Origin of the sequence: Asanoa ferruginea (assembly GCF_003387075.1) — a bacterium.
In the GTDB taxonomy this organism is placed as follows: Bacteria; Actinomycetota; Actinomycetes; order Mycobacteriales; family Micromonosporaceae; genus Asanoa; species Asanoa ferruginea.
Genome location: NZ_QUMQ01000001.1, coordinates 1959296 through 1983525, shown reverse-complemented (window position 1 = coordinate 1983525; position 24230 = coordinate 1959296). Strand labels below are relative to the sequence as shown.

Annotated in this window: 17 protein-coding genes; 12 read left to right on the top strand and 5 right to left on the bottom strand. The window is 69.3% G+C overall.

Going from position 1 to position 24230, the window contains the following annotated elements:
- Positions 1–158: 158 nt before the first annotated feature.
- Complete coding sequence (locus tag DFJ67_RS09575; protein ID WP_116067564.1) at positions 159–533, top strand: RusA family crossover junction endodeoxyribonuclease; 375 nt, start codon at positions 159–161, stop codon at positions 531–533.
- Positions 534–994: 461 nt separating this feature from the next.
- On the top strand, positions 995–2458 hold the full coding sequence (locus DFJ67_RS09570; protein WP_116067563.1) for a recombinase family protein: 1464 nt from the start codon (positions 995–997) through the stop codon (positions 2456–2458).
- Between the two features lie 744 nt (positions 2459–3202).
- Here DFJ67_RS09570 and DFJ67_RS09560 read toward each other — a convergent pair.
- The 3 genes from DFJ67_RS09560 to DFJ67_RS09550 are packed head-to-tail and all read right to left on the bottom strand — an operon-like array spanning position 3203 to position 6084.
- On the bottom strand, positions 3203–4357 hold the full coding sequence (locus tag DFJ67_RS09560) for a coiled-coil domain-containing protein (protein WP_116067561.1): 1155 nt from the start codon (positions 4355–4357) through the stop codon (positions 3203–3205).
- A gap of 36 nt (positions 4358–4393) precedes the next feature.
- Positions 4394–5419: an S-adenosylmethionine:tRNA ribosyltransferase-isomerase gene (locus DFJ67_RS09555; RefSeq protein WP_116075946.1), complete on the bottom strand. Its 1026-nt coding sequence runs from the start codon at positions 5417–5419 to the stop codon at positions 4394–4396.
- A complete protein-coding gene (locus DFJ67_RS09550; RefSeq protein WP_116067560.1) occupies positions 5416–6084 on the bottom strand; it encodes an SDR family NAD(P)-dependent oxidoreductase in 669 nt (222 codons plus the stop codon). Before DFJ67_RS09550 ends, DFJ67_RS09555 begins: the two co-directional genes overlap by 4 nt.
- A gap of 124 nt (positions 6085–6208) precedes the next feature.
- Between DFJ67_RS09550 and DFJ67_RS09545 the strand changes: the two genes are divergently transcribed.
- From DFJ67_RS09545 to DFJ67_RS09525, 5 genes are all read left to right on the top strand, one after another.
- Complete coding sequence (locus tag DFJ67_RS09545) at positions 6209–7327, top strand: GAF domain-containing sensor histidine kinase (protein WP_116067559.1); 1119 nt, start codon at positions 6209–6211, stop codon at positions 7325–7327.
- On the top strand, positions 7320–7946 hold the full coding sequence (locus DFJ67_RS09540) for a response regulator (RefSeq protein WP_116067558.1): 627 nt from the start codon (positions 7320–7322) through the stop codon (positions 7944–7946). The genes DFJ67_RS09545 and DFJ67_RS09540 overlap by 8 nt, the downstream gene beginning before the upstream one ends.
- A 120-nt stretch (positions 7947–8066) precedes the next feature.
- Positions 8067–9584 (top strand): M1 family metallopeptidase, encoded by a 1518-nt coding sequence (locus DFJ67_RS09535; protein ID WP_116067557.1) that lies wholly within the window; start codon positions 8067–8069, stop codon positions 9582–9584.
- A 70-nt stretch (positions 9585–9654) separates the two neighbouring features.
- Entirely contained in the window at positions 9655–11349 is a 1695-nt protein-coding gene (locus DFJ67_RS09530) for a hypothetical protein (protein WP_116067556.1), read from the top strand.
- Positions 11303–11575: a hypothetical protein gene (locus tag DFJ67_RS09525; protein ID WP_147315464.1), complete on the top strand. Its 273-nt coding sequence runs from the start codon at positions 11303–11305 to the stop codon at positions 11573–11575. Before DFJ67_RS09530 ends, DFJ67_RS09525 begins: the two co-directional genes overlap by 47 nt.
- Positions 11576–11614: 39 nt before the next feature.
- Here the strand turns inward: DFJ67_RS09525 and DFJ67_RS09520 are convergent, their stop codons facing one another.
- Complete coding sequence (locus DFJ67_RS09520; RefSeq protein ID WP_116067554.1) at positions 11615–13540, bottom strand: PPC domain-containing protein; 1926 nt, start codon at positions 13538–13540, stop codon at positions 11615–11617.
- Positions 13541–14073: 533 nt separating this feature from the next.
- Here DFJ67_RS09520 and DFJ67_RS09515 point away from each other — a divergent pair.
- The 4 genes from DFJ67_RS09515 (at position 14074) to DFJ67_RS42600 (ending at position 18367) form a co-directional block, all read left to right on the top strand.
- Positions 14074–15918 (top strand): SCO2524 family protein, encoded by a 1845-nt coding sequence (locus DFJ67_RS09515; RefSeq protein WP_116067553.1) that lies wholly within the window; start codon positions 14074–14076, stop codon positions 15916–15918.
- Between the two features lie 3 nt (positions 15919–15921).
- Entirely contained in the window at positions 15922–16839 is a 918-nt protein-coding gene (locus tag DFJ67_RS09510; protein WP_116067552.1) for an SCO2523 family variant P-loop protein, read from the top strand.
- Positions 16836–17786: an SCO2522 family protein gene (locus DFJ67_RS09505; protein WP_116067551.1), complete on the top strand. Its 951-nt coding sequence runs from the start codon at positions 16836–16838 to the stop codon at positions 17784–17786. The genes DFJ67_RS09510 and DFJ67_RS09505 overlap by 4 nt, the downstream gene beginning before the upstream one ends.
- A gap of 410 nt (positions 17787–18196) precedes the next feature.
- Positions 18197–18367 (top strand): hypothetical protein, encoded by a 171-nt coding sequence (locus tag DFJ67_RS42600; protein WP_170215774.1) that lies wholly within the window; start codon positions 18197–18199, stop codon positions 18365–18367.
- 404 nt (positions 18368–18771) lie between these two features.
- Here DFJ67_RS42600 and DFJ67_RS09500 read toward each other — a convergent pair whose 3' ends face one another.
- Positions 18772–23241, bottom strand: coding sequence for a HEAT repeat domain-containing protein (locus DFJ67_RS09500; protein ID WP_116067550.1), 4470 nt, complete (start codon positions 23239–23241; stop codon positions 18772–18774).
- A gap of 55 nt (positions 23242–23296) precedes the next feature.
- Here DFJ67_RS09500 and DFJ67_RS09495 point away from each other — a divergent pair, with 55 nt between their 5' ends.
- Positions 23297–24229 carry an SCO2521 family protein gene (locus tag DFJ67_RS09495; RefSeq protein ID WP_116067549.1) on the top strand — a complete coding sequence of 311 codons (933 nt, stop codon included), beginning with the start codon at positions 23297–23299 and terminating at the stop codon, positions 24227–24229.
- Position 24230: the final 1 nt, after the last annotated feature.

The following is a 24230-nucleotide window of genomic DNA, read 5'->3' as shown; positions in this document are numbered from 1 at the left end:
CGGAAAGCGGCGCAGCGATGACGCCAGCGCGCAGCCGGGCGGGACCGGGCCGGGGGAAGACCACCGCCCAAGATCCTTCCGCCGCAGGGCAGCGCGGGGACAAGGGGAGCCGTGCGGAGCCTTCCCTTCCACAGGCCGTGACCTCATGATCGTGGTTTATGAGGTTCGAGACGCTCATCATCGTGAACGTCGTCGGCCGACCAGCCAGCTACTCAACCTCGGCCGAGGCTGCCTGGAAAGACGCGGTCCGCGAGGCGGTAGCTCAGACCGGCGTTGGACCGTGGACCGCACGCTTGTCGATCTTGCTTGCGTACAGTACACCTGAAGCGCGGAACACGAACGAGGTGTGGGACCTCGACAACTTGATCAAACCAACGATCGACGCTCTAGAAGGAATCTTGGGGCTTCGACCTCAGCGCGGCCGGACACAAGTTGCAGACGATCAAGTCGACCACCTCGAGGCCAGCAAGCGCACAGTCCGAAGCGATGAGGTCCCCGGAGCCCGGATCGAAATCCGCCGGTTGATCACGTGAGGGCAAAACACAGCTGCCGCAAACGCTGCGCAGGGGAGGTCCGGCCGGCAGACGATGATCGGCCGGTATGGAGGGCGGGGTCTGCTTGCACGAGCGCGCCGACTAGCCAGGAGAGCCGGAACAGCAAGCTCGCGACTTCGAATGCCTTCCTTTACGCGGCTATCGCCCAATAAGGCCGGCACGACGCCCTGCCTACGTTATGACCTGGCACCACCTGCCACAGGTGGCGGCCGTGGTCAGGTTGGCGCCAAGCGCCCAGCCAGCCCGGCGCGCTGTCCACGGCTCTTACCCGGCTGTCCGGCCACCGGAGCGCGGCGATCCTATCGCCAATCGATACACGGGTACGTCTCCACTCCTCGCACGAGATATGGGTCATCAGGGCGAGTGAGTTCCTTGCCCCGAGAGAGGAGACGTTGCCGCTCGGTACTGACACCTGAATCTCTCCAACTGATCGTTGAACCATGAAGCGACTGGGCAGTAGGGAACTGCGATTCGCGTTCTATGGTCGGGTCTCCACCGAGGACCATCAGGAACCCGCGGCCTCGCGGTCATGGCAACTTGGTCGTGCCGAGGCACTCATCACGCCGGCGGCGGGGACCATCGTCTCCGAGTTCTTCGACACCGGGGTGTCCCGGTCCCTCCCGTGGAAGCGACGCCCAGCGGCCAGCGACCTTCTTCAGGCGGTCAAGAGTCCAGGCAGGTCGTTCCAGGCCGTGGTCATCGGAGAGCCCCAGCGGGCCTTCTACGGCGAGCAGTTCGGCTTGACCTTTCCAGTGCTGGCCCACTACGGCGTCCAGTTGTGGGTGCCCGAGATCGGCGGGCCAGTCGATCCGGGCAGCGACGCCCATGACCTGGTCATGGCCCTCTACGGCGGCATGAGCAAGGGCGAACGCAACCGCGTCCGCCTGCGGGTCCGCTCCGCGATGGCTGCCCAGACGCTCACCGAGGGGCGCTTCCTGGGCGGCCGACCGCCATACGGCTACCAGCTCGCGGACGCGGGACCGCATCCGAACCCGGCCCGGGCCGCCGACGGCCGGCGGCTGCACCGCCTCGTGGCCGACCCGGTCACCGCCACGGTCGTCGTGCGGATCTTCGCCGAGTACCTGGCCGGCCGTGGCATGACCGCGATCGCCCGCGGCCTAACCCTCGACGGCATCGCCTGCCCATCGGCCCACGACCGTGCCCGCAACCCACATCGCCGCGCCACCGAGTGGCAAACGACAGCAGTGCGCGCTCTCTTACTCAACCCGCGATACACCGGCCAGCAGGTCTGGAACCGGCAACGCAGCGATGACGTCCTCCTTGACGTCGACGACGTCGCCGCCGGATACACCACCCGCCACCGCTGGAACCATCCCGACGACTGGGTCCGGTCCACCGACCAAGCCCACGAACCGTTGATCGACGCGGACACCTTCACCCGCGTCCAGGACGCCATCCATGTCCGTGGCACGGCCGGCCAGACCGGCAAGGCCCCGCGCCGCAGCGACGTCCCATACCTGTTCCGCGGCCTCATCACGTGCGGGATGTGCGGAAGGCGGATGGGCGCCGGCGTCCACCACGGACGTGTCTACTACCGCTGCGTCGCCAGCCAACTGACGGAACCACCCGAAGGTCACCCGCCCACCGTCTATCTGCGGCAGGACGCGCTCCTCGCCCCAGTCACCGCGTTCCTGCGGGAGGGCGAGCCACCCGGCCCACCAGGCGTCCAGACTGGCACCGCCGCATCGGCGGATGCCGGAGCCGGGGCCGCTGCGGCGCGTCGGGAAGACGGCTTCGCGCGGCGAGGACTGCGCCTGACCTACCACTGGGATCGCGACGCCGTCACCCTCGCCGTCGCGGCCCCGACAGCGTCCGCTGCGCCGACCCGGAGCGCGCCAGACGCAGATCCGATCATGCGCCAGGCCGAGTTCGTGATCGGCTGACCCACGAAACCGCCGCCACTCGGCAACATGAGCAACGCCCATAATTCGGCCTTATGTTGTAGAGCACCACCCGGGCGTTACCGTCTCTTTCCACCTCCACCAGCGCGGCGACCGGAGCCGCCGGGGTCGGGATCGCAAGGACACGTCTCGGATGCTGAGCGCGTTGACCTTCGTTCCAGTGGCGGATGTGACGCCTACACGATCGCTTCTGGCCTAGCTATGCGGTCTTGCGGGACTATGTCGTGATTGAAACAGCTGAACGCTACGACGGAGAGTCCAGTGCGGCGAGGTCCTAAGGCTCAAGCGGCGCTCGTTGTTCTGCTCGGTTTGGCCGGCGGCGTGGTGACGAATATGGCCACGAGCGGATTCGATGTGGGCGCTTGGCGGTGGTGGCTGACTGGTAGCGTCGTGGCCATCGGGGGCGTGTTGGCAATCCTCGAGTACCGACGGGAGCAACCCACCGCGGCCGGGGGCGGCGAAGCTACGGTTCCGTCTCCGTTGGTGGACGCCAGGCAGGCCAACGTCGTCCAACTCGCCCCCCATATAAACTGAGCCGCGAGGACGGACCCATACGCAAGGTTGCTGAACCAACGACGGCCTCCATCACAAGCGGATTGCGCCCCATCTGCGGACTTTTAATCCATTGGGTGTCCGGCCCAGGTGACAGTTGTGGGCCGATAGTTTCCGCGGGTATCAACTGATGTGCCGCAACGACGCGTTGGTGGATGCGGCAGATCCCGTGATCTACGATGCAGTCGCCGACCGTGGCTCGTCGGGGTGCATTTCCATCTGCGGCTCAGAAGGGCCCGCCTCTTCCGGACCGGCGACGACCTGTTCCTGCTCCGGCCGCCGCTCACCGTTTTGCTCCGGCCGGCCATTCCCGTCCAGATCAGGGCGAACCGCGACCATTTTGAACTCGCCGGTCTGCTCGCTGATCGCCGCAGCCGCCATCACAGCGGCGGCAGCCCGATCGGCCATCCGCTTCGCCTCGCGCTGCATGCGAACCCGCATCTCCACGGTTTGCTGCTCGGTCGCCTCGGCCGCCCGCCGCGCGGCGTCCAGCCGCGACAACTCAGCACTGAGCTCCTGCCGAGTGGCGCCAAGCCGATGCGTGACCTGAGCCAGATCCTGCTCGACAGCAGCCCCGTCGTGACGGAGCTGACCCAACTGCTGCTGCGCCTGCTCCTGGGCGTTCCGAAGCTGAGCCAACGCCTGCTGGCGAGCCTCGATCTCCTTCTGCAGGAGATTCAACTGCTGATGATGAGCGGCCATCGACTGCTCGACCTCGGCCTGCCGGGCCTCTTCGGCCTCGGCGGCGGCAGTCCGATGATCATTGACCTCGCGCTCGACGTCAGAACGCCACTGCGTCAGTTCCTGCTTGGTGTGTTCATGGGCTGCCTCGATGCGCGCGCGGGCTTCGCCTTCGGCGTGCTGGATCGCCGCCTCGCTGGCCTCGTGCCGGCGCTGGGCCTCCTGCTCGGCCGCCTCCAGGGCCGCCGCGCCCTCGCCGCGTAGGCGTTCGGCCTCCTGGCGAGCCGCCTCGACGATCTTCTCCGCGGACGCCTTGAGGTCGGCGCCGTGCTGGCCGGCCGCGTCGACGATCGCCTGGCCTTGCTTTTCCGACAGGGCGAGGATCTCGTCGACCATCGAGCCCAGGTGCCGGAACGATGCCCGGTCGAGGCGTGGCGGGCGGTCGCGCAGCTCGCTGAGCTCCCCGTGCACCTGCTCCAGGTTGGAGTTCAGGCCCCGGATGTGGTGGTGCGCCTGCTCGCGCTCGGCGCTGAGCGCCGCGATGCGTTCGGCGGCCTCGGCCACGTGGCGGTCCACCTGGCTCTTCTCATAGCCGCGAAGCGCCGAGTTGAACGTTGGCGTGTCGTGTTGTTGCTGACCCTCGGACATCCGCCATCCTCCAGAGCACCCGCTCGACCGGCGGGACTATACCTCTCGGACATCACGATCCGACAGCAGCAAGTTGACGTCGCCGAACTCGTGCCAGCGGTAGCCGGCGGCGAGAGCGGCGCGATAGGAGGCCGAGACCAGACCAACGCCAGCCACCGCCGACAAAAGGTCCAGATGTGAGGCGCGCGGTTCGTGGAACCCCGTCAGCAATCCGTCCACGACCCGCACCCCCCGCTCCGGCGTCACCACCAGGTCGGTCCACCCCGAGCCGGCCGAGCCCCCCGTCGTCTCCAAGGCCCGCACCACCGTCGTGCCCACGGCGATCACCCGCCGCGCCGAAGAAACAGCCCGGGCAGTGGCGGCAGGAACCGAGAACCATTCCGGGTACGGGCGTTCGTGCCCCTCCGCCGATGCCACCCCCGTGTGCAGCACGATCGGCACCACCAGCACGCCGGCGCTGACCAGGCGGGTGACGACCCGGTCGGTGAACGGGCGCGCCGCGCTCGGCATCTCCGCGCTGCCGGGCTCGGTCGCGAACACCGTCTGATAGGCCGACAACGGCCACGACCGCGGCACGTAGGAATAGCGGATCGGGGCACCGTGCCGGCTCAGGTAACCGCGCACATCCTCAAAAGACAACGAAGCTACCCAAAGGCGACCTTGGGAGTACGGCGCCAGCAGCGTCACCGAACCCCCGCCGCGCAGCACGAACCGCTGGCCGGCAACAGCCGAGGTCAACGGGCCGAGGGTGGGCGCTCCAGCAGGCCCCGCGACACGAGGCTCGACCAGCCAGGTGCCGTCCGACCGGCAAGTGGAGAAATGCACGACATGCCCGTCGACGGTCGGCACCGCCGCGGCCAGGGTCGCCGACGTGTTGACCACGAGAACGTCACCGGCGGTCAACACCGACGGCAGGTCGCGGAACAAGAGATGTTTCTGCGCCGAAGGAGTCGAGACGAGCATCCGGACCCCGTCGCGGGGCACGCCGCGGGCCTCCGGTGGCTCGTGCGCCAGCAGCTTGTCCGGCAGGACGAAGTCGAGTGGGTCCGCCGTCGCCGTCACCACTGCGACATCCGGACCCGGCCGGATTCCGGCCGCGCGGCGAGCAGGCGGAGGAACGCCGGCACGACCGACTCCGGCTCCGGGCGGTCGCTGATGTCCTCGCCGGGGAACGCTTCCTGATGCATTTGGGTACGCAGGTCGCCCGGGTCGACCCACCACACCCGCACGTCCGGTTCCTCGGCCGCGAGTATCCGGCTCGCCTGCTCCACGGCTGCCTTCGCCGAGCCGTAGCCGCCCCAACCGGCGTACGCCTCGATCGCCGCGTCCGAGGTCACGTTGAGTAGCGCGCCGCCCCGCTTACGCAGCGCCGGGAGGGCGAGTTGGGTGAGTGCGAGCGGCGCGTGCACGTTGACCTCGTACACCTCGCGAAATGCTTCGATGGGGTAGTCGGCCAGGCGCGGCTGCGGTGACGGCCCCAGGATGCCCGCGTTGTTGACCAGCAGGTCGGCGCCGCCGTAGCGGTCCGCCACCTCGATCAGCGCGGCCCGGTGCGCCGGGTCGGTGACCGAGCCGACGACCGGCGTGACGCCCGGCCCGAAGCCGACGGCGGCCAACGCGCTGGCGTCGCGGCCGTCGACGATGACGTTCCAGCCGGCGCGGGCGAGTCCGCCGGTGAGCGCCCGGCCCAGGCCCCGGGACGCGCCGGTGATGATCGCTGTTGTCATGCCTTCGACGCTATGAGCGGCAGCGATCGATGCCATCGGCCCTCGGACACGCTAGGCCCGAGACCTTCGACCTAGGACCATCGGACTGGATCACAGCAGGTCCGGCCCGCGCTACGGTGCGAGGGTGGACGCGCGCGAAGAACTGCGGGCGCTGAGCGCCGCCGTGCTCGCCGTGACCGCGCGGCAGTCGGTGCGCGAGGTGCTTCAGACGATCGTGTCCGCGGCCCGCCGGCTGCTGGACGCCCGCTACGCCGCGCTCGGGGTGCCCGACGAAGACAGCGGCGCGTTCGCCGAGTTCGTGGTCGACGGGATCAGCGACGCGCAGTGGCGCGCGATCGGCCCCCTGCCGCGCCAGCACGGGCTGCTGGCCGTGCTGCTCCGCGACCCGGAGCCGCTCCGGCTGGCCGACATCCGCCGGCACCCGCGTTTCGAATACTGGCCGAAGCATCACCCCGAGCTGCGTGACTTCCTCGGCATGCCGATCATGCACGGCAGCGAGATCCTCGGCGCGATCTACCTGGCCAACAAGCGCGGCGGCGAGTTCGACCGCGACGACGAGGACCTGCTCCGGATCCTCGCCGGCCATGCCGCGATCGCCCTGGTCAACGCCCGCCTCTACGAACGCAGCCGGGAGCTGTCAGTGCTCGAGGAACGCGACCGGATCGCCCGCGAGCTGCACGACTCGGTGGCGCAGAAGCTGTTCAGCCTGCGGCTGACCGCCGACGCCGCGGCCGCGCTGGTGGCCCGCGACCCGGAGCGGGCGGTGGCGCAGCTCGGCACCGTCCGGGCGCTGGCCGCCGACGCGTCCGACGAGCTGCGCGCGATCGTGGTCGGGATGCGGCCGGCCGACCTCGAACACGAGGGACTCGACGCGGCGCTTGGCAAGCAGGTGCGGTTGCTCGACCGGGTGCACGCCGCCCGGGTCAAGCTGGTGGCCGGGTCGGTGCCCCGGCTGGCGCCGGACCGCGAGGACACCGCCTACCGGGTCGCCCAGGAGGCCCTGCACAACGCGTTGCGGCACGCGGACGCGCGTACCGTCGGAGTCAGCTTGTTTGTTGACGGATCCGCACTGGTCGTCGAGGTTCGCGACGACGGCCACGGGCTGCGCCCCACCGACCAGGGGCGCGAGTCGCTGGGGCTGACCTCGATGCGGGAGCGTGCGGAGGCCGCCGGCGGTCGGCTGGTGGTCGACTCCAAACCCGGCCTGGGTACGACGGTGAGGCTGGAGGTGCCGCTTGACTGACCGGATCCGGGTGCTGGTGGTCGACGACCATGCGATCGTGCGACAGGGGCTGCGCTCCTTCCTGGACGTACAAGATGATCTAGAAGTGGTCGGTGAGGCCGCCGACGGTGCCGAAGCGGTGGCCCGGGCCGCCGAGTTGCTGCCCGACGTCGTGCTGCTCGACCTGCGGATGCCGGGCACCGACGGGGTGGCCGCGCTGCGCGAGCTGGCCGCCCGGGGCATCCCGTCGCGGGTCCTGGTGATCACCAGCTTCACCGAGCCGGCCGCGGTCCTGCCGGCGGTGCGCGCGGGTGCGGCGGGCTATGTCTACAAAGACGTCGACCCGCCGGCGCTGGCGGCCGCGATCCGCTCGGTCCATCTTGGCCACACGCTGCTGCATCCAGACGTGGCGCGGGTGCTCAGCGAGGGCGAGGGTGCGGCCGACCCGGCCCGGCTGACGCCGCGGGAGCGTCAGGTGCTCGCCGAGATCGGTCGCGGGCGCTCCAACCGGGAGATCGCGCGGACGCTCGGCCTCGCCGAGAAGACGGTGAAAGCGCACGTCAGCGCGATCCTGAGCAAGCTCGGGGTGCAGGACCGGACCCAAGCCGCGTTGTACGCCGTGCGCGCCGGCCTGGCGTAGCTCCCTAGGGTTGACCCTCGCTTCATCCCTCAACTGTCCGGATGCCGGCAACCAGCCGGGACTCCCAGCGGGTTCTCAGGGTGCACAGACCCAACAACCCGCCCGCATGGGAGGACGTCTATGCACAGGAAGCACATCGCGGCCGTCGCGGCTGGCCTGCTGGTCGCGGCGTTGGCCGCACCATCGCCCGCGGCGGCCGGGCCTCGGTTCACGCCCGGGGCGCCCGGCGTCGGTGATCCCTACTATCCGACGTACGGCAACGGTGGTTACGACGTCGCGCACTATGACCTCGACGTGCGCTACGACCCGGCGACCGACCAGCTCACCGGCCGGGCGACGATCCGGGCCCGCGCCACGCAGAACCTCTCGTCACTCAATCTCGACCTGGTCGGCCTCACCGTCGACGCGGTGAAAGTGGACGGTCGCGCCGCCACCTGGTCGCGGTCGGCCGATCATGAGCTCACGATCCGCCCCCGCGCGGGCCTGCGCGACGGCCGGCTGTTCGCTGTCGAGGTGCGCTACCACGGCGTACCGGAGACGTTCACGCTCCCCGGCACGCCCTTCGAGGCCGGTTTCATGCACACCGACGACGGTGCGGTGATCGCCGGGCAGCCCGAGGTCGCCGCGGCCTGGTTCCCGGTCAACGACCACCCGCGCGACCGGGCCAGCTACTCGTTCGCGATCACCGTGCCCGCGGGCCTCCAGGTGATCTGCAACGGGCTCCCGCTCGGCAACACCACCCGCGGCGGCTGGACCACGTCGCGGTGGGTGCAGCTCACCCCGATGATCAGCTATCTCGCCACCGCCACGATCGGCGAGTTCGACGTCAAGACGACCTGGCACGACGGCCGGCCCACGATCATCGCGATCGACTCCGACCTGCCGCCGGGCTTCGCCGACGACGCGGTGGGCCGCACCGACGAGATCACCGACTTCCTGGAGACGAAGTTCGGGCCTTATCCCTTCGAGTCCAACGGCGCGATCGTCGACGACCATCCGCCGCTGGCGTTCGCGCTGGAGAACCAGACCCGGTCGATCTACGCCTCGGGCTGGTTCGCGCCGGGCGTCGACTCGTTCGAGACCGTGGTGGTCGCGCACGAGTTGGCCCACCAGTGGTTCGGCGACCTGGTCGCCGTCGACCGGTGGCAGGACATCTGGCTGAATGAGGGCTTCGCGACGTACGCCGAGTGGTTGTGGCTCGAAAAGCTCGGCGCGGCAACGCCGCAGGAGATCTTCGACGACTTCTATTCGGCCCCACTGACGGCGCCCTACTGGGACCCGCCGCCCGGCGACCCGGGCATCGACGAGCTGTTCGACGACTCGGTCTACACGCGGGGCGGAATGACCCTCCACGCGCTGCGAGTCACCGTCGGCGACGCCGCGTTCTGGCGGATCGTGCGGGCGTGGGTGGCGAAGAACCGCTTCGCGACCGGCAGCACACCGGAGTTCATCGCACTCGCCGAGAAGATCTCGGGAAAGCAGTTGGATGGGCTCTTCGACGCATGGCTGTTCCAGCCGGGCAAGCCGGCGCACCCGGGCGGCTCTTCGGTGGCGGCACGTAAGGCGGGCGGTGGCGCGGCGGCGTACGTCGAACGGGTGATGTCCGGCAAACGCGCACCTCACTCACCTGTCGGCTGAGCGGTAACGTCCGGGGGGTCGAGATCCGGCCCCCCGGACTTCGCGTGCCGATCAAGTCGGAGTGGCGGCAATGGACTTCGGACGGTCCTATGAATACTCGCGGCCGGAGGCGGTGGAGTTGCCCGAGCCTTCCGAGATCCCCGAGGTCTCGATTGTCGCGTCGGACCCCGAGACCGATGATCGTCCGCGGTGGCATGACTACCTGTCCGATGTCCCCAACGAGATCGGCTCGGACGCCGTCACCGCTGACAACGATTATCGCGACGCCGAGGACGACCTTCCGCACGAGCCGTTTGCTTCGGAAGAAGCAGCGGAGCGGCAGGGGGCCGGTCCAGCGGGGGAGGTGGCCGCAGTTGGGGTCGCGGACGCGCCCGATGAGTCGGTTCCCCCGGGAGTCCGAGAGTCGGAGACTCTCCGCGGCCCAGGCGAGGAGACGCCGGCGCCGTCGGGGCGCCGCGAAGAAGAAGGCGCCGTGGTCGCCGCGCGGGAAGCGGCGCTCGATGCGGAGCGGGAGCCCGTTCCCGATGGGGCCGAGCGGATTGTCGAGTGGCGGGAAGCAGCGCCTGATGCGGAGCCCGTCCCCGATGGGATCGAGCGGATCCTCGCGCAGCGGGAACCAGCCCTTGCTGCGGAGTGGGAGCCCGTTCCCGATGAGACCGAGCGGATTGTCGAGCGGTGGGAACCAGCGCTTGCTGCGCAGGGGGAGCCGGTTCCCGATGGGGCCGAGCGGAGTGTCGAGCGGTGGGAACCAGCGCTTGCTGCGGAGTGGGAGCCGGTTCCCGATGGGGCCGAGCGGATTGTCGAGCAGCGGGAAGCTGCGCTCGACGCGGAACGGGAGCCCGTTCCTTATGGGACCGCGCCGACCTTCGAGCGGCGGGAAGTCGCGCTTGACGCGGAGCGGGAGCCCGTTCCCGATGGGGCCGAGCGGATCGTCGGGCAGCGGGAAGCACCCGCGCCCGCGCCACCGGAAAGCCGGGAGACGCGGGACCAGCCGGAGCAAGCCCCGCGATACCTGGCGGATCGGGCGCTGGCGCAGGCCCGCGACCGGGCTAGTGAGGCCTTCGAGCTGGCCGACTACCTGCGCATGGCGATCGAGGATCGCATCCGGGAGGTCTCTCGGCTGATCGACCGGGTCGCCGGGGCCGTGGGCGACCGCCCGGACCTGATCGAGGAGCTGGACCATCTCGATCTGAATGATCCGAGCGGCTGCCTGGACGCGCTCGCCATCGTGCTCGCCGAGGCGCTCGGCCAACCCGTCGCGGTTCGCGTGGACAACTTCGCCGATTGGGTTCGTGCACTCTCGGAGTTGGCTGACGAGGCCGGGTCGCCGCGGGAGGTGACGATGGCGCCGGGCGTCGACGGGAAGGTCGATGGGCGGGCTGGCGGCAGTCCGGCGGAAAGCGTCGAGGTGCGCGACTCCGCCGGCGTCACCGTCGGAGCGCACAACCAGATTGACGTGACGCATGTCTGTGAGGTCGAGAGGCCGGTCATCGAGATCGCCGACCTCATCGCGATCGGGCCCGACGGGCCGGTGTTCGACTGGTCGGCGTGGGGAGCTCACCCCGCCCGCCGGCAGCGCCACGGTCTCGGCTTCGCTCGCAGAAGATCACTGGACCAACATCTGGAACTGCCGCGGGATCATGATTGGCGACCACAACAGCATGCACCTGACGTACACGTACACGGTGGCGTCTTGTCGGGTCAATCTTGGTGTGCTCTTGCAGGACGCCCGGGTTCGCGCGGACCTGATCGCCTGCGGCGATGACTCCGAGGCGGCGCGGCGGCGGCTCGCGGGGTCGGTTGCCCGCGCGGTGGACGCCATCGACCTGAGCCGTCTGGTGTCCGAGGAGGAGATCGCGGCCCAGGCGGCGGCGGCGCGGCGGCCGCGGGTGGACAGGCGTGGCGGCAGCATCGTGGTGACCCACGGCGCCGGGGTCGCGATCGGCGCGGACGCGAAGGTTTCCAGCGGGAGAGTGATCCGGAGAAGGTAGGTCCGGGGTGCCGGATGATCGGCACCCCGGACCGCTGGTTTAGCGGGTCAGAACCGTGGCGAGCCGGCCCTGGGTGTCTTCGGTGCCCGAGAAGCCCTCGCTTGGGTTGAACTCGTCTTCACCGAAGTCGACGTCCGGGTCGTCGGCGGTGCCGCCGATGCCGTCGGGGCCCACGCCGTAGAGCAGCGGGAAGTTGCCGCCCTGGTCCATCAGGTTGAGGGTGTCGTTGAACTGGTCGACGTGCCAGTTGCCGAAGAAGTGACCGGCCTCGTGGGAGGTCACGTTGCCGACCGCCTGTGAGATGAAGCCGATCTTGTTGCTGGCCGGCTTTAGGTAGAAGTTGAGCGACGCGTCGTCGGTTGCCGGGCCGCTCAGCACGTCGAGCAGGATGAGTGCGGTTTCCTGGGTGTCGAAGTTGCCCGGGTCGATCGACTGCGAGATGCCGATCGTGTCGACGCCCGACTCGGCGATCGTGCCGCCGACGATCAGCCGGCTGACGTTGACCTCGCCGAACGGGTCGGCGTCGTCGCGGCTGTTGAGGATCTTGAGTCGGAACTTGTCGTTGAGCCCGCTCTGGGCGAGATCCTTCTTCACGTTCTCGGTCACCTCGGCGACGATGCCGTCGATCAGCTTGTTCTCGTCGGCCGTGGTCAGACCCCAGCGCCCGAGGAAGGCGCGCAGCGGGCTGAGCGTCACGACGCCCGGGCCACCGAAGATCGCGGTGTTGAGGCGCTGGCCGTTGAAGTCGATGAAGATCGTCTGGGTGATCTTGTCGCCTTCGAGCTTGGGCCGGTAGGCCTCGACGGTGATGTCGTAGTCGCCACTGCCGTTGCTGACGGCCACGTAGTGCAGACCGTCTTCATCCGCGACGTGCTCGCTGACCGCGTTGCCGCCACCGGGCAACGGGCTGTTCGGCGGGTAGATGAAGGTGGCGTCCTGGTCGGAGCCGTGCACCTCGCGGCCCGCGGTGTCGTAGATGGTGATGCGGGCCGGCGAACCGGTCACCGAGGTGCCCAGCACGTCGCCCTTGCGCAACTGCACCGCGTAGTAGTCGACGTCAGCCCGGGCCACGTCGAGCAGCAGGTTGTAAGCACCCTCGCTGCCGGCACCGTCGCCGCTGGCCGGGTCGAACGGGTCGGCCGGCAGCACGTTGTAGCCGGTGACGGCGAGGTAGTAGTCGCCGGTCTCCGTGAAGGTGAAGGTGAGCAGGCTGTCGAGCCCACCCGAGTCGTCGTTGAAGGCGACCTCGTTGCCATCGGAGTCGTAGAGGGCGAGCATCGAGTCGAGCAGCCCGACCGGAGTGTCGATGTCGGCGGTCACCGTCTCGCCGACCCCGGTGACGGTCAGCTTGTAGAAGTCGAAGTCGCCGGTGTCGCCGGCGGCCGAGCCGTGTGGCCCGTCACCGATCGTGCTGGTCACGGTGATCCCGTTGCGGAGGGCCTGGATGCCGGTGTCGGCGGCCAGGGGGATCGCGCCGTCGTCTTCGGCCTTCGGTGTCACCGCGGTCCGGGAGACGACCTCGTTGTCGAGCGAGCCGAGGATCCGGGCCCGCGGGTTCTGCTTGCCCTTGGTGCCGAAGCCGGGCACGGGCTGGGCGAGGGCTGGCGAGTCGTTGCCGCCCTGGGTGCCGTCGATCTCGTCTTCGTCGACCAGGATCGGCGACGCGACGACCGCTTTGCGCGCCGCCCGTTTCTGCTCGCGCGCGGCGCCCTGCTTGTCGGCGATTTCCCGCCACGCGGCATAGTCGATCTTCGTCGGATCGGGTACGAGTGCCAGATACGGATTGACGCCGGCCGGTGTCTTGCCGGCTGGTGCCTTCGCGGCGACCTGCCCGCCCGCGGCGAGTGTCGCGCGGTCCGCGTTGCTCAGCCCCGGGTCGTTCTTCGGGTCGGCTGTCGCGACCGCCGCTGGCAGCATTGCTGCTACGAGCGCCGTTCCGGCCAACAGCGCGATTGTTCGACGCATGAGCCCTCCCCCTTGCGGCCGGGCCCCTGCGCCCAGCCCATCGATGGCTATCGAGACGCTATCCAGCCGTCCAAGGTCGTGAACAGGTCTAGATCGTTGTCAATGACATTGACGCATCGCGATAGCGCTCGAAAGCGGGACATTTACCCTGATCAGAAAACGACATTGTCCGGGATCTGTCGTGGGGGTTGCCAAACCATACGTTCGGCCACCCCTGCTGGACCGTACGGAGGGTCTGCCCATAGTGGATCTTGCGGCGAGGTCCGACCACAGTCGATGATCGGGACGGGGCTGCCTCACAAGGGATCCGGCCCATTTCGCGTCACCGGCCAGACCTGTCGGCGTTTACGCAGGTGGAGACCTACCGCCCGGACGGCACTGCCCGGGGCTATCGGCGGCCTTGACCCGTGGTCCATCATTGAGTGAAGCGGACGAATGAGGTGCTGACGAGCCATCTCGTCGGCGTCCACAGTGATCCTCGAGTTGCTAGCTAGCGTCAGTGGAGTCAGGCGGCGGATGGTGGTGCGCGACAGATGAGGATGCAGCCTCGTCAACAGCTGCTGGAGATCTGGAACGCGACAGTGCGTTCGTCCTGGTCAGAGCGGGAAAAACGGTGGAAGTTCGGTGGGCGTGACGCGCCCAACTCCATCGGCGACGCGGAGCAACTGCTCTGCATCCTGATGCCGGCCACCAAGATCGAGTCGTTCAAGCTGGACCGTCCGGATGAGACGTCCGAAGACATGATCCGGGCCCTACGCCCGCTCGGCAACGCGACCGAGATCCCGAAGACCCTGATCGGGATCCTGCGCGACTACTACGAGCGCTACAGCGAGCCCGACGGCACGCCGATCTTCTCCGGCTCCTCCTACTTCAGCTCGGGCGGCCCGGCGCAGCCCTCCAAGGAGCAGCTCCGGCTCGACATCGTCGACTCGTTCGCCATGTCGGTCACGCTGTCCCTGTCGACTCTCGGTTTCCTCAAGGTGCTCCGGTCGGTGGCGAGCCGCGAGGAAAACCGCAAGGAGATCGAGTCGCTGGAGAGCCTGGCCAGCAACCGGCTCAGTGCCGCCATGACCGGCCTGCTGCGCAGCTTCACGGTCAACGTCTTCGATGTCGACTCGGCCTACGGCCAGGCGCTCGTCACCATGATCAACCAGGAAAACCTGCCGCAACGCCAGGTCGTCAGCGCGATAAGGCGCGACCTCCGCGAGACCATCGCCAGCTTCCGCGAGGTCTTGATCGGTTCCGGCCAGGTCGGCGACATCGACAGCCCCGACCGTCTCTTCGAGGTCGGCTGGTCCTGGGGGATCGTCAACGGCGCGCCGCCGATCGAGACCAACGAGCCGGTCGGGCAGCAGCCCAAGGGCTTCGCGCAGGACGCGCCCTATCTCTACTTCACGGTCATCGCGGTCGACGCCATTGAAGACCTCTTCTCCGAGCGGACCCGAGTTCTCGGTCTGCTCAACGAGGAGCAGCAGCGACTCTCCCGTGCGCTCCAGCTCCGGTGGGAGCTGACCCGGTCCTACTGGTCGACAATGGCGACGTTCGGCGCCGGCCAACGCTGGCCGGTCGAAGACATCCCCTGGCGCACCACTGACGAGGACGCGTCCGACTACTACACCCTCCTGGTCACCTCGCTCGCCGTAAAAGGCCTGATCCAGGAACGCGGCACCGACATCGAGCTGGGCCGGATCGGCATCGTGCTGACCGAGCTGGCCAACCGCGCCCGGATCACCCGCCGGCCGTTCGACACCGACCCGGCGCTCTCGCTGCACGCGCCGGGCGTCCTCGTGCCGCTCGTCGGCAGCGAAGACGCCGGCGAGCCCCGACTGCTGTGGACGGTCTCCGAGTTCTCCGCCCTGCTCTTCCAGCGCACCACGGTGATCGGCGGCCTGATCAGCGATGCCGAGGGCCGCTCGCGGATGCTCGAGCTCGCCGACCGCACCTGGGACCACCTCAACCAGCGCCGGCTCGACAAGGGCAACGGCCGCAACCTGTGGGACCAGCCCACCGCCGCGTTCGGCCAGTTGACCACGCGCTATGACAAGCCGTCGTGGTACTACACCCAGCGGGTCGTGCAGGGCCTGGTGACCACGGCCAACATGCTCAACCGCGCCCCGTTGCGCAGCCCGCGGCTAGGCAACTACGCGTTCGACCTACTTACCGAGGCCGAGCACCTCTACGACATGGAGCTGCTCTCGGGAGCCGGCGACGCCGGTCCGCGGATGCGCGAGACGCTCAAGGTCGCCCAGATCCACCTGTCTCGGGCCCGCGAGATCCTGCCGGAGCGTCCCGGCACCGCGGCCATCCTGGCCTCCCAGGTGCTCCTGTCGCTCGACGAGCTGGCTGCCGCACGGCGCGACGTGACTGAGGCGGGCTGACCGATGTTGATCTTTGCCACCTCCGACAAGGGCGGCACCGGCCGCTCCGTCACGAGCAGCAACATCCTTTACCGGAGTGCGCTGCAAGGCAGTGACGTGTGCTACCTCGACTTCGACTTCGGCTCACCGACGTCGGGCGCGATCTTCAACGTGCCCAACGCGCTGCACGGCACCACCCAGGGCGGCCTGCATTCCTACCTGCACGGCATGGTCGCCGACCCGCAACGGGTCGAGATCTGGCAGGAGTCCGACCGGTCCAGCCTGCGCAGCCGTCCGCCCGGCGCCGGCCGGTTGGTGCTGTTCCCCGGCGACAGCGGCGGCGGCGAGTTCCCGATCACCAAGGAAAACACCGAACGCTGCGCGCGGCTGTTCCTGCACCTCGAAGAGGAGTTCGACCTCTGCCTGGTCGACCTCAGCGCCGGGCGTTCCTACGCGACCGAGATGGTGCTCGCCGCGACCGCGACCGAGGCGCTGCGCAGCATCCGCACCCGCTGGCTGGTCTTCCACCGTTGGACCCGGCAGCACGTGCTCGCGGCCGCCGGCCTCGTCTACGGCGAGCGGGGCATCCTCGACACCGGCACCCAGAAGGGCCACGACCGGGAGGAGCTGGCCAACGCGCTGCGGTTCATCCGCACCGCGGTGGTCAATCCCGACTCGCCCGAGCTCGAGGGTCTGCGGCCCGCGCAGATCGCCTGGCTGCGCGATGTGGACCGAGATCTGTCCGAACTGGCCAGCAGCCACAAGGTGGGCCGGACCCTGCTGCTCGGCACCATCCCGCTCGACCCGGTCCTGCAATGGCGTGAACAGCTTATTTCGGATAACGATGTGTGGTCGCGGCGCATCGCGAACCGTGAGACGCTGGAACAGTTCGACTCGTTGGCCAAGAAAATCGTCGACGATGCGGCCTGGGAGACGCTGTGACCGGAGTGGCATTCGAAGAGGCGGTCGCTCAACGGAGCGTGGAGCGCGTTCCGCTCTCGCACCTGTCCATCGAACTCGGCCACCTCTACATGGAAGAGTTCGCCGGCGGCATCGAGTCGATGCGCCGGCATTTTCGGCGGGTCGCACCCTGGGCACAGTCGGCCGCGCGCTCGGTGGCCACCCGCCCGGGCGGCAACCGACCCCGGATCAGCACCTGCTTCCTGGTCGACGACTACTTCTCGCGGTTCAGCACACCGCGTGAAGTGATCCCGATGCTGGTCGCGGCCGCCGAAGAGAGCGGCCTGGTGATCGACTACCTCGCACGCGAGTCGGGCTGCGTCGTCGCCGACGAGGTGCCACTGGCCCGCGTCGTCGAGCAGGCCCTGGTCACCGACCCGGTGCCGGGCAGCAACGGCATCCGGCCGCCGACCACCGAGACGGGTTGGCTCTGCAACGGCCAACGCTCACCCAACACGGTGGCGATACCCGCGATGGCCGAAAAGGGCTGGCTCCCCCCGGTGCAAAACGCCGCCAACCGCCACTCGATCTTCGTAGACGTCGAGCTGTGGGACCTGGAAAACGGCGCCCGGCGCTGGTCCTGCCCGTTCCTCGCGGCGGTCTGGCAGCTCATCCGGTTGGGCCTGCTGCGCCACAACGGCGAGGTCGTCACCACACCGTGGCAGGTCGAGGAAATCCCGGACGACTGGGACAAACTCCCGGCCGTGGTCCAGCTCAACCCGCGCGCGGCGGCGTTCAGCGCCTACCGCACGTTCTCGGTGCTGGGCTCCCGCTTCCTCGAGGTCGAGCTGGCCGTGCGCACGATCCTGGGCCAGGTCTCGATCGACCCGATCGTGCTCGACCAGGTCTTCACCCGCATGCGCGGCGAGCAGATGGAGCTACCCAAAGAGCTGGTCGACCGCATCGACTACGTCTTCATCGGCGAATAACCCAAACACCTTTGACTCGGGTCCGCGGTCGGCACGACCGTCGCTCCCGCCAGACTCGGCCTTCGTCGTTGGTCGGACTTGGGGACACGCCGTCCAGGGTATTGGTCCACATTGATGCTTGGGCACGTCGTTTTTTAGTTTTGGTCCAGAGCTCGGTGCGGCACCTGGTTGGCTCCGCGCTAGCGGGTGGCCGGCATACTGCCTGCTAGAGGCCGACTTCGGGTCTGTTGGTGGTGCCGTCGGATAACTTCACGGCACTAACGAGCTTGGAAAGCACGCCGCAGTATTGACGGCGAGTGCTGGAAGGCCCTAACGTTTTTGAAGTCGACGTCATGGCCATCCCGGTTAAGCCGGGGTGGCCTTTTTTCTTTGTGGTCACCCGGTTGGCAGGATCGCGAAGGAGTGGGTGGGTGGACGTCGTCGCATTGGTGCAGGCGCTCGCAGCGCTGGTTGCGGCCGTCGGTGGGATCATCGTTCCGATCTACATGATTCGTCGTGGTGTGCTGCCACCAGGCGGTGCTCAGCAGTCTGCACCGCAGCCACCGCCTGAGCCCGCCAAGACCGATGAGGGTGGCTCGTAGGTCACGGATTGACTATCGCCGGTTCCAAGGTCCCCTCTCGGGGAGGGTCATGCGCTTTCCCGAGCCTGACCCAGTCAGCGGCTGACCTTCGCGGTCGGACGCCCCAAGTGGCAGAGCCCGTTGGGCTTGCCCATGACATCGGTCCGACCAGGGACGATAGTTCGGCCCGCGAGCGCGATGTAGACCGCCCGGTGTGGACACGCTCGGAGTCGTGGACGGGGTGACCGCGTCTGCTGCTGAGCGTGTCGTGCGATCGACGGGTCGCTGGCTGACCGCGGGCGCGCCCTCGACGGTCTCTAGGTTGCCAGGGCTGCCGAGCAAGCGGCCAACACCTCGCGGCCACGTCGGTGATGTGGGCCGTGCGGCTAAGACCAACCACGGCCAACGCCGTGCGGGGTCTGCCGTCAATCCGCGATGTCGGGGAGGTGTTCGGGGTCGGCGCCGGGCAGCCAGCTCAAGGCCTGGCCGGCCAGGCGGCGGAAGTTGCGGTCTTCGTCGTTGCTGGCCAGGGTGACCAGCAGCCGGCGGATGTCGAGGTCGGCGCCGAAGCGCTCGCACAACGCCCGCACCGACGCTTCGCGGATCGACCAGTCGCTGTCGTGGACCATGTCGACCAGCGTCTGCCGCACCTCTTCGTGTGCGTAGAGCCGCTCACCCACGACCCGCAGCGCCTCGCGGCGGACGCGTAGGTCGCTGTCGCCGCGGACCGCCGCGATCAGCAGTTCGCGGATCGCCGGGTCGCCGCCGAACGACTCGCCGAGCGCGCGCAACGCCGACGCCCGGACCGTGCCGTCGTCGCCGGTGGCGCGCATCGCCAGCAGGTCGCGGTGTTCGTCGTCGATGCCGGCGGCGACCAGGGCGACCGCCGCCTCGGTGACGACCAGCGCATCCGGGTCGTTGCGGACCCGGTCGAGCAGGATCTCGCGCACCTCCGGATCATCGGCATAGGGCTGGAGGGCGTGCGCCGCCGCCTCGCGGACCCGGGGGTTGGCGTCGGTTTGCACGCGCGCGGCGATCAGCGCGCGGGTGCCGTCGTCGGCGACCTTCGCCGCCGCCGCGAAGACCAGGCCGTCGGGGTCGTCTCGGGTGCGCTCCAGGAGCAGTTCGAGCACCTCGGGGTGGGTGGCGGCGTGGCTGGCGAGCGCCCGGACGGCAGCGCCGCGGACATCCGCGTGTGCGTCTTGCCGGGCGCGGTCGAGCAGGAGGCGGCGGATCGGGGTGTCGCCGCCGCAGCGTTCGGCGAGCGCCTCGACCGCGGTGCGCCGGACCGCGGCGTCGGGGTCTTCGCCGACCAGCCGGGCCAGCACGGCGCAGACTGCCGCGTCGAGGCCGATCTTCTTGACCAGGGCCTCGGTGGCCGCGAGCCGGACCGCCGCGTCGGTGTCGGTGTGTGCGATCCGGGCCAGCGCGGTCGCCGCCGGCGCGAAGTTGGGCAGCGCCGCGGTCAACGCCCGGATGGCGACCAGCCGCACCTCGGCGGAGCGGTCGCGGCGGGCGCAGTCGACCAGCGCGGCGTGCACCTCGGGGTCGGACCGGAAGTGCTCGCGGAGGATCTGCACCGCGGCCCGCCGGGCGATCTCGTCGGGGTCGCGGCCGGTGCGCTCGATCAGCAGGCCCTTGACCGTTTCGGCCGCCTCGAAGCGCTCGACCAGCGTCTTCGCCGCGGCGCTGAGCACCCCGGCGTCGCGGTCGTCGTGGAGCAGCGCGGTCAGCAGGCTCTTCACCGGCTGGCCGGAGCCGAGCCGGTCGGCGAGCACCCGCACCGCCGAGCGGCGGACCACGCCGTCGGGCTCGGCCCGGATGCGTTCGATGAGCAGCTCGCGCAGGTGCTCGTAGCCCAGGCCCCAGTCGTTGAGCGCGCGCGCCGAGACCGCCGCCACCTCGGCGTCGCGGTCGGTGCGGACCCGGTCGACCAGCGCGCCGCGCACGGAGTCGTCGTAGGGCAGGCGTTCCATCATCTGCACGGCGGTGCGGCGCACACCCGCGTTGCCGTCGCGGCGGGTGCGGTCAAGTAGTAGGCGGCGGACGGCCGACTCGTCGCGGAACCGCTCGCCGAGGGCGCGGACGGCAGCCAGCCGGACAGCGGCGTAGCCGTCGACGGTGGCCCGCTCCAGCAGCACGTCGCGGACCCGTGGGTCGGTGCCGAACCGCTCACCGAGCGCCTCGACCGCGGCCAGCCGCACGCCGGCGTAGGCGTCGTCGCGGGCCCGGCGGATCAGCTCCTCGCCGGCCCGGGCCACGGCGAGCTGGAACGCGCCGCGGTTGGCGGCGGTGCCCGCCACCTGTGCCAGCTCGGCCAGGCCGGCGACGGCCGCGTAGGACGCCCAGCGGTCGTCGATCGCGCTGAGCACGGTGCTGAACAGGTCTTCGACGTGCTCCGAGGGCGGCGCGAGGATCGCGGCGAGCTGGGCCGCGTAGGCCGAGACGGAGCTCCAGATCAGGCGGACGCCGCGGCGCCTGTACCAGTTGAGGTAGATCTGGCCGCCGGGCCAGGTGGCGCCGATCGTGCGGGCCGCCGGCAGGATCTCGGTTTCGATCAGCGCCATCGTGTCGCGGTCGTCGATCGAGACGCAGTGCTCGATCAGCAGGATGATCCGGCGGAGCAGGTCCTGGGCCGGGCCGGCGACGGCGGTGTGCGGGTTGCGCACCTCGGCCAGGCACTGCACGGCCAACGCCAGGTTCCACGGTGGCTGGGCGAACGCGCCCGCCGGCCAGGGGTGGTTGACGTCGGTGGCCAGCAACGAGATCAACTGTGCCGTGTGTCGCTCGTGGAGGGAGCCGGCGACCAGCCGGAGCACCTCGCGCCAGGACGGGTCGGCCCAGTGCTCGACGAAGAGCTGGCGCAGCCGGTCGAACGGCCACTGCTGGTCGTGTTTGAACTTGCCGACCACGGCCTCGGCGCAGAAGAACTCGAGGAACGTGCGGTGCACGAAGCCGTAGAGGTGGGGGCCGTAGCGGCTCAGGATGAAGTTGCGCTCGCGGAACTGGTTGATCATGGCGCGGGCGATCGCGCGGGCCTCGGACGGATCCTTCTGGTAGCGCTCGGCCAGATAGTCTTCGAAGACCTCGCTCAGGTCTTCGGCGCTGACGTAGTTGGCGGCCAGGCCCCGCTCGCCGCTCTGCACCTTGTAGGCCAGCCGGCGCAGCAGCTCCTTCTTGTCCTCTGCGTCGATGAAGCCGGGGCTCTCGTATTGGTCTTGCAGGTGCCGGTTGATGTCCCAGTGCTCGACCAGCACGCTGGCCGCGTGGTCGAACAGCTTCCACCGCTCGCGGGGCAGCGCCTGGTGCTTGCCGATGATCGCCAGGATGGTCAGCAGCATCGGGTTGCCGGCCAGCTCGCGGATCGACGGCGAGTGGCGCATCGCCTCCAGCAGCCGGGCGCGGCGGGCCGCCGAGTCGCCCGGGCGGTCGTTCATCGCGAGGTCATACCAGCTCGCCAGGAACTCGGTGATCTGGTTGTCGTCGAGGTCCTGGAGGGTGAAGTGGGCGAAGCCGAGCTCGCTGAGCGCCCGGCGGGCGTACCCGATGATGCGTGATGTGACGATGACCCGCACATGCGGGAACTCGCCGGCGAACGCCGCGATCTGGTTGGCGACGGCCTCGCGGCGGCGCTTGTCGAAGATCTCGTCGAGGCCGTCGAAGATGACCACGGCCGGCCCGCCGCCGGTCAGGTAGCGCAGCAGCGCGGCCCGCTCCAGGCCCAGCCCGTCGAGACCGGCGCGCTGGTCGAGATAGTCGATGAAGTTGCTGCTCCGCAGCTCGGCGTAGAGCGCGACATAGGACCGCAGCTCGATGAACAGCGGCAGGTGGCCGTCGAGCGGGCCGAGGCGGTCGTCGACCGGCGGGCCGGTGTGTGCCAGCGCGAGGGTGATGTAGCGGGCCGCTGTCGACTTGCCGGAGCCCGGGTCGCCGAGCAGCACGATGGCCTGGTTGTCGGGCGCGGCGACGACGTCGAAGAGCCGCCGCAGCGGCTTGGCCCGGTAGGCCTTGTGCAGCAGGGCCAGCTCGTCGGGGTCGACCTCGTCGGGCACGTCTTCGGTTTCGAGATGGCCCTCGTATTGCATCCGCTGCCACCACTCGCGGGGCAGCTCGACCGGCGGCGGGTCTTCGCGGACCGACTGCTCGATGAAGACCGAGCTCAGTCGCATCTGGAGGTATTCGTCGCGCTGGGGCGGGGTGAGCGCGTCGAGGTCGAGGCCGCCGTATTGCTGGTGGAGTCGGTCGTAGTAGCGCTTGAGGGTCTCGGTGCTCAGCGACTGGAGCAGCCCGGTCGGCCGGCCGATGTCGGCCAGGCAGTTGGCGACCGCGGCGGTGACCAGCGCGGCCAGGTCGCCGGGGCCGGTGAAGGTGCTGCACATGTGGCGGACGACCAGCTCGCTGCGCAGCGTCTCGATGCGCTCGGCCTCGCCGCCGCGGTCGATGTGCACCCGCGGCCAGGGCGCTTCCTCGTCGAGCAGGAAGATCAGACAGGGCTTGCCCATCGCCTCGGCCTGGCGATATTCGAGCTCGGTGATCGACCGGTCGTAGCCCGGCGGGACGAAGCCGTAGCGCCAGGCGAAGATCCCCACGTAGAGGTCACAGTCAGCGACGTCTTCGAGGCAGCGCTCGACCGGGCGCCGATCCTCGGCCACATAGGACTCCATGGCCACGTCTTCCACCCGCAACCGGCGGAGCGCCAACTTCACCGCGGAACGGCACTCTTCCAGATCACGGAACGTTGCTGAGACGTAGACCTTTGTCAACGCGGCTCCTCGATTACGTGAGCGACACGCGCCGTTACCGTACCAACATCTGGCAACCTTGGGGTTCCCCGGTTCATCGGGTTTGATCAAAGTATCGTCTGGGTGGCATTCCGCGCGGCGGCCTTGCCCCACGGGCGGACCATGGGATGCAATTCAGCCAGTATGGTTCGGCGGCGCGGAGGCGGGCATGCTCACGTTTGGCGAGGTCCACACCGGACTTCTGCAGAACTCGACGTCGCTGCCTTGGGACGCCACGGCGGAAGTGCTCAACCTGCTGGTCGGTGAGCAGGTCCGGCGGTCCGAGCGGCCGATGGCCTACGCGGTCTCACCCAACCTGCTGACCAGTGTGGACTGCCGCCTGCCGGCCGCTTCCGGCAAGGTCATCCGCGGGGTGGGCACGGTCATCTCGCGCGCCTCGATCACCGGCGGCCACGTGGCGCAGGGCTCGGGCCACGCGGTCGTGGTCAAGAGCACCGCCAACCGGCGGCTCTCCTGGTCGCACTATCTGACCCGGCCGGGCGCGATCGAGACGATCGGCAAGGCCGACGGCGCCGACATCGCCCGCGGCTTCGCCGGCACCTCGCAGGCGCTGGGCACGCTCAACCTCGGCGCGATCAGCGGGCGCACGCTCGACGCGGTGCAGCGCTCGACCCGGCTCGACCGGCACCCGCCATTTCGCACCCAGCGCACCCACATGCGCTGGGTGGTGACACCGACCGACGAGGCCGGCGCGGAAGCGACCGGCACGTTCCGGGTCGCGACGCCGACGCTGCGGGTGCTCGAGTTGGTCGTGCCGCGCGAGCACACAGAGTCGATCGTCGACCTCTGTGAAGATCTCGCGCTGCACGACTGGCTGCTCACCACGCTGCTCTCGTTGATGGAGTCGAGCCTGACCGGCCCCGGCACCCGGGCGCAGCGGATCGCCCGGCTGCGCCCTGCCATCGACACGCTGTTGCACCTCTGGATGCCGGCCGCCCGGGTCGACGAGGCGGTTCTGCCGGTCTGGCGGTCATTGGAGCGCCGGCCCGGCTTCACCCGCCAATGGGAGGCCTCGGTCAGCCGGATCCGCGACCAGATGACGCTCGGCACCCTCGCCCTGCTGGAGTCGGCGACCGCCTGAA

Bases quoted from the DNA above. Each gene is read 5' to 3' on its own strand.
- DFJ67_RS09575 (WP_116067564.1), top strand. From the start codon at position 159: ATGAGGTTCGAGACGCTCATCATCGTGAACGTCGTCGGCCGACCAGCC.
- DFJ67_RS09520 (WP_116067554.1), bottom strand. From the start codon at position 13,540: ATGCGTCGAACAATCGCGCTGTTGGCCGGAACGGCGCTCGTAGCAGCA.
- DFJ67_RS09495 (WP_116067549.1), top strand. From the start codon at position 23,297: ATGCTCACGTTTGGCGAGGTCCACACCGGACTTCTGCAGAACTCGACG.
- DFJ67_RS09570 (WP_116067563.1), top strand. From the start codon at position 995: ATGAAGCGACTGGGCAGTAGGGAACTGCGATTCGCGTTCTATGGTCGG.
- DFJ67_RS09535 (WP_116067557.1), top strand. From the start codon at position 8,067: ATGCACAGGAAGCACATCGCGGCCGTCGCGGCTGGCCTGCTGGTCGCG.
- DFJ67_RS09515 (WP_116067553.1), top strand. From the start codon at position 14,074: ATGAGGATGCAGCCTCGTCAACAGCTGCTGGAGATCTGGAACGCGACA.
- DFJ67_RS09560 (WP_116067561.1), bottom strand. From the start codon at position 4,357: ATGTCCGAGGGTCAGCAACAACACGACACGCCAACGTTCAACTCGGCG.
- DFJ67_RS09530 (WP_116067556.1), top strand. From the start codon at position 9,655: ATGGACTTCGGACGGTCCTATGAATACTCGCGGCCGGAGGCGGTGGAG.
- DFJ67_RS09510 (WP_116067552.1), top strand. From the start codon at position 15,922: ATGTTGATCTTTGCCACCTCCGACAAGGGCGGCACCGGCCGCTCCGTC.
- DFJ67_RS09550 (WP_116067560.1), bottom strand. From the start codon at position 6,084: ATGACAACAGCGATCATCACCGGCGCGTCCCGGGGCCTGGGCCGGGCG.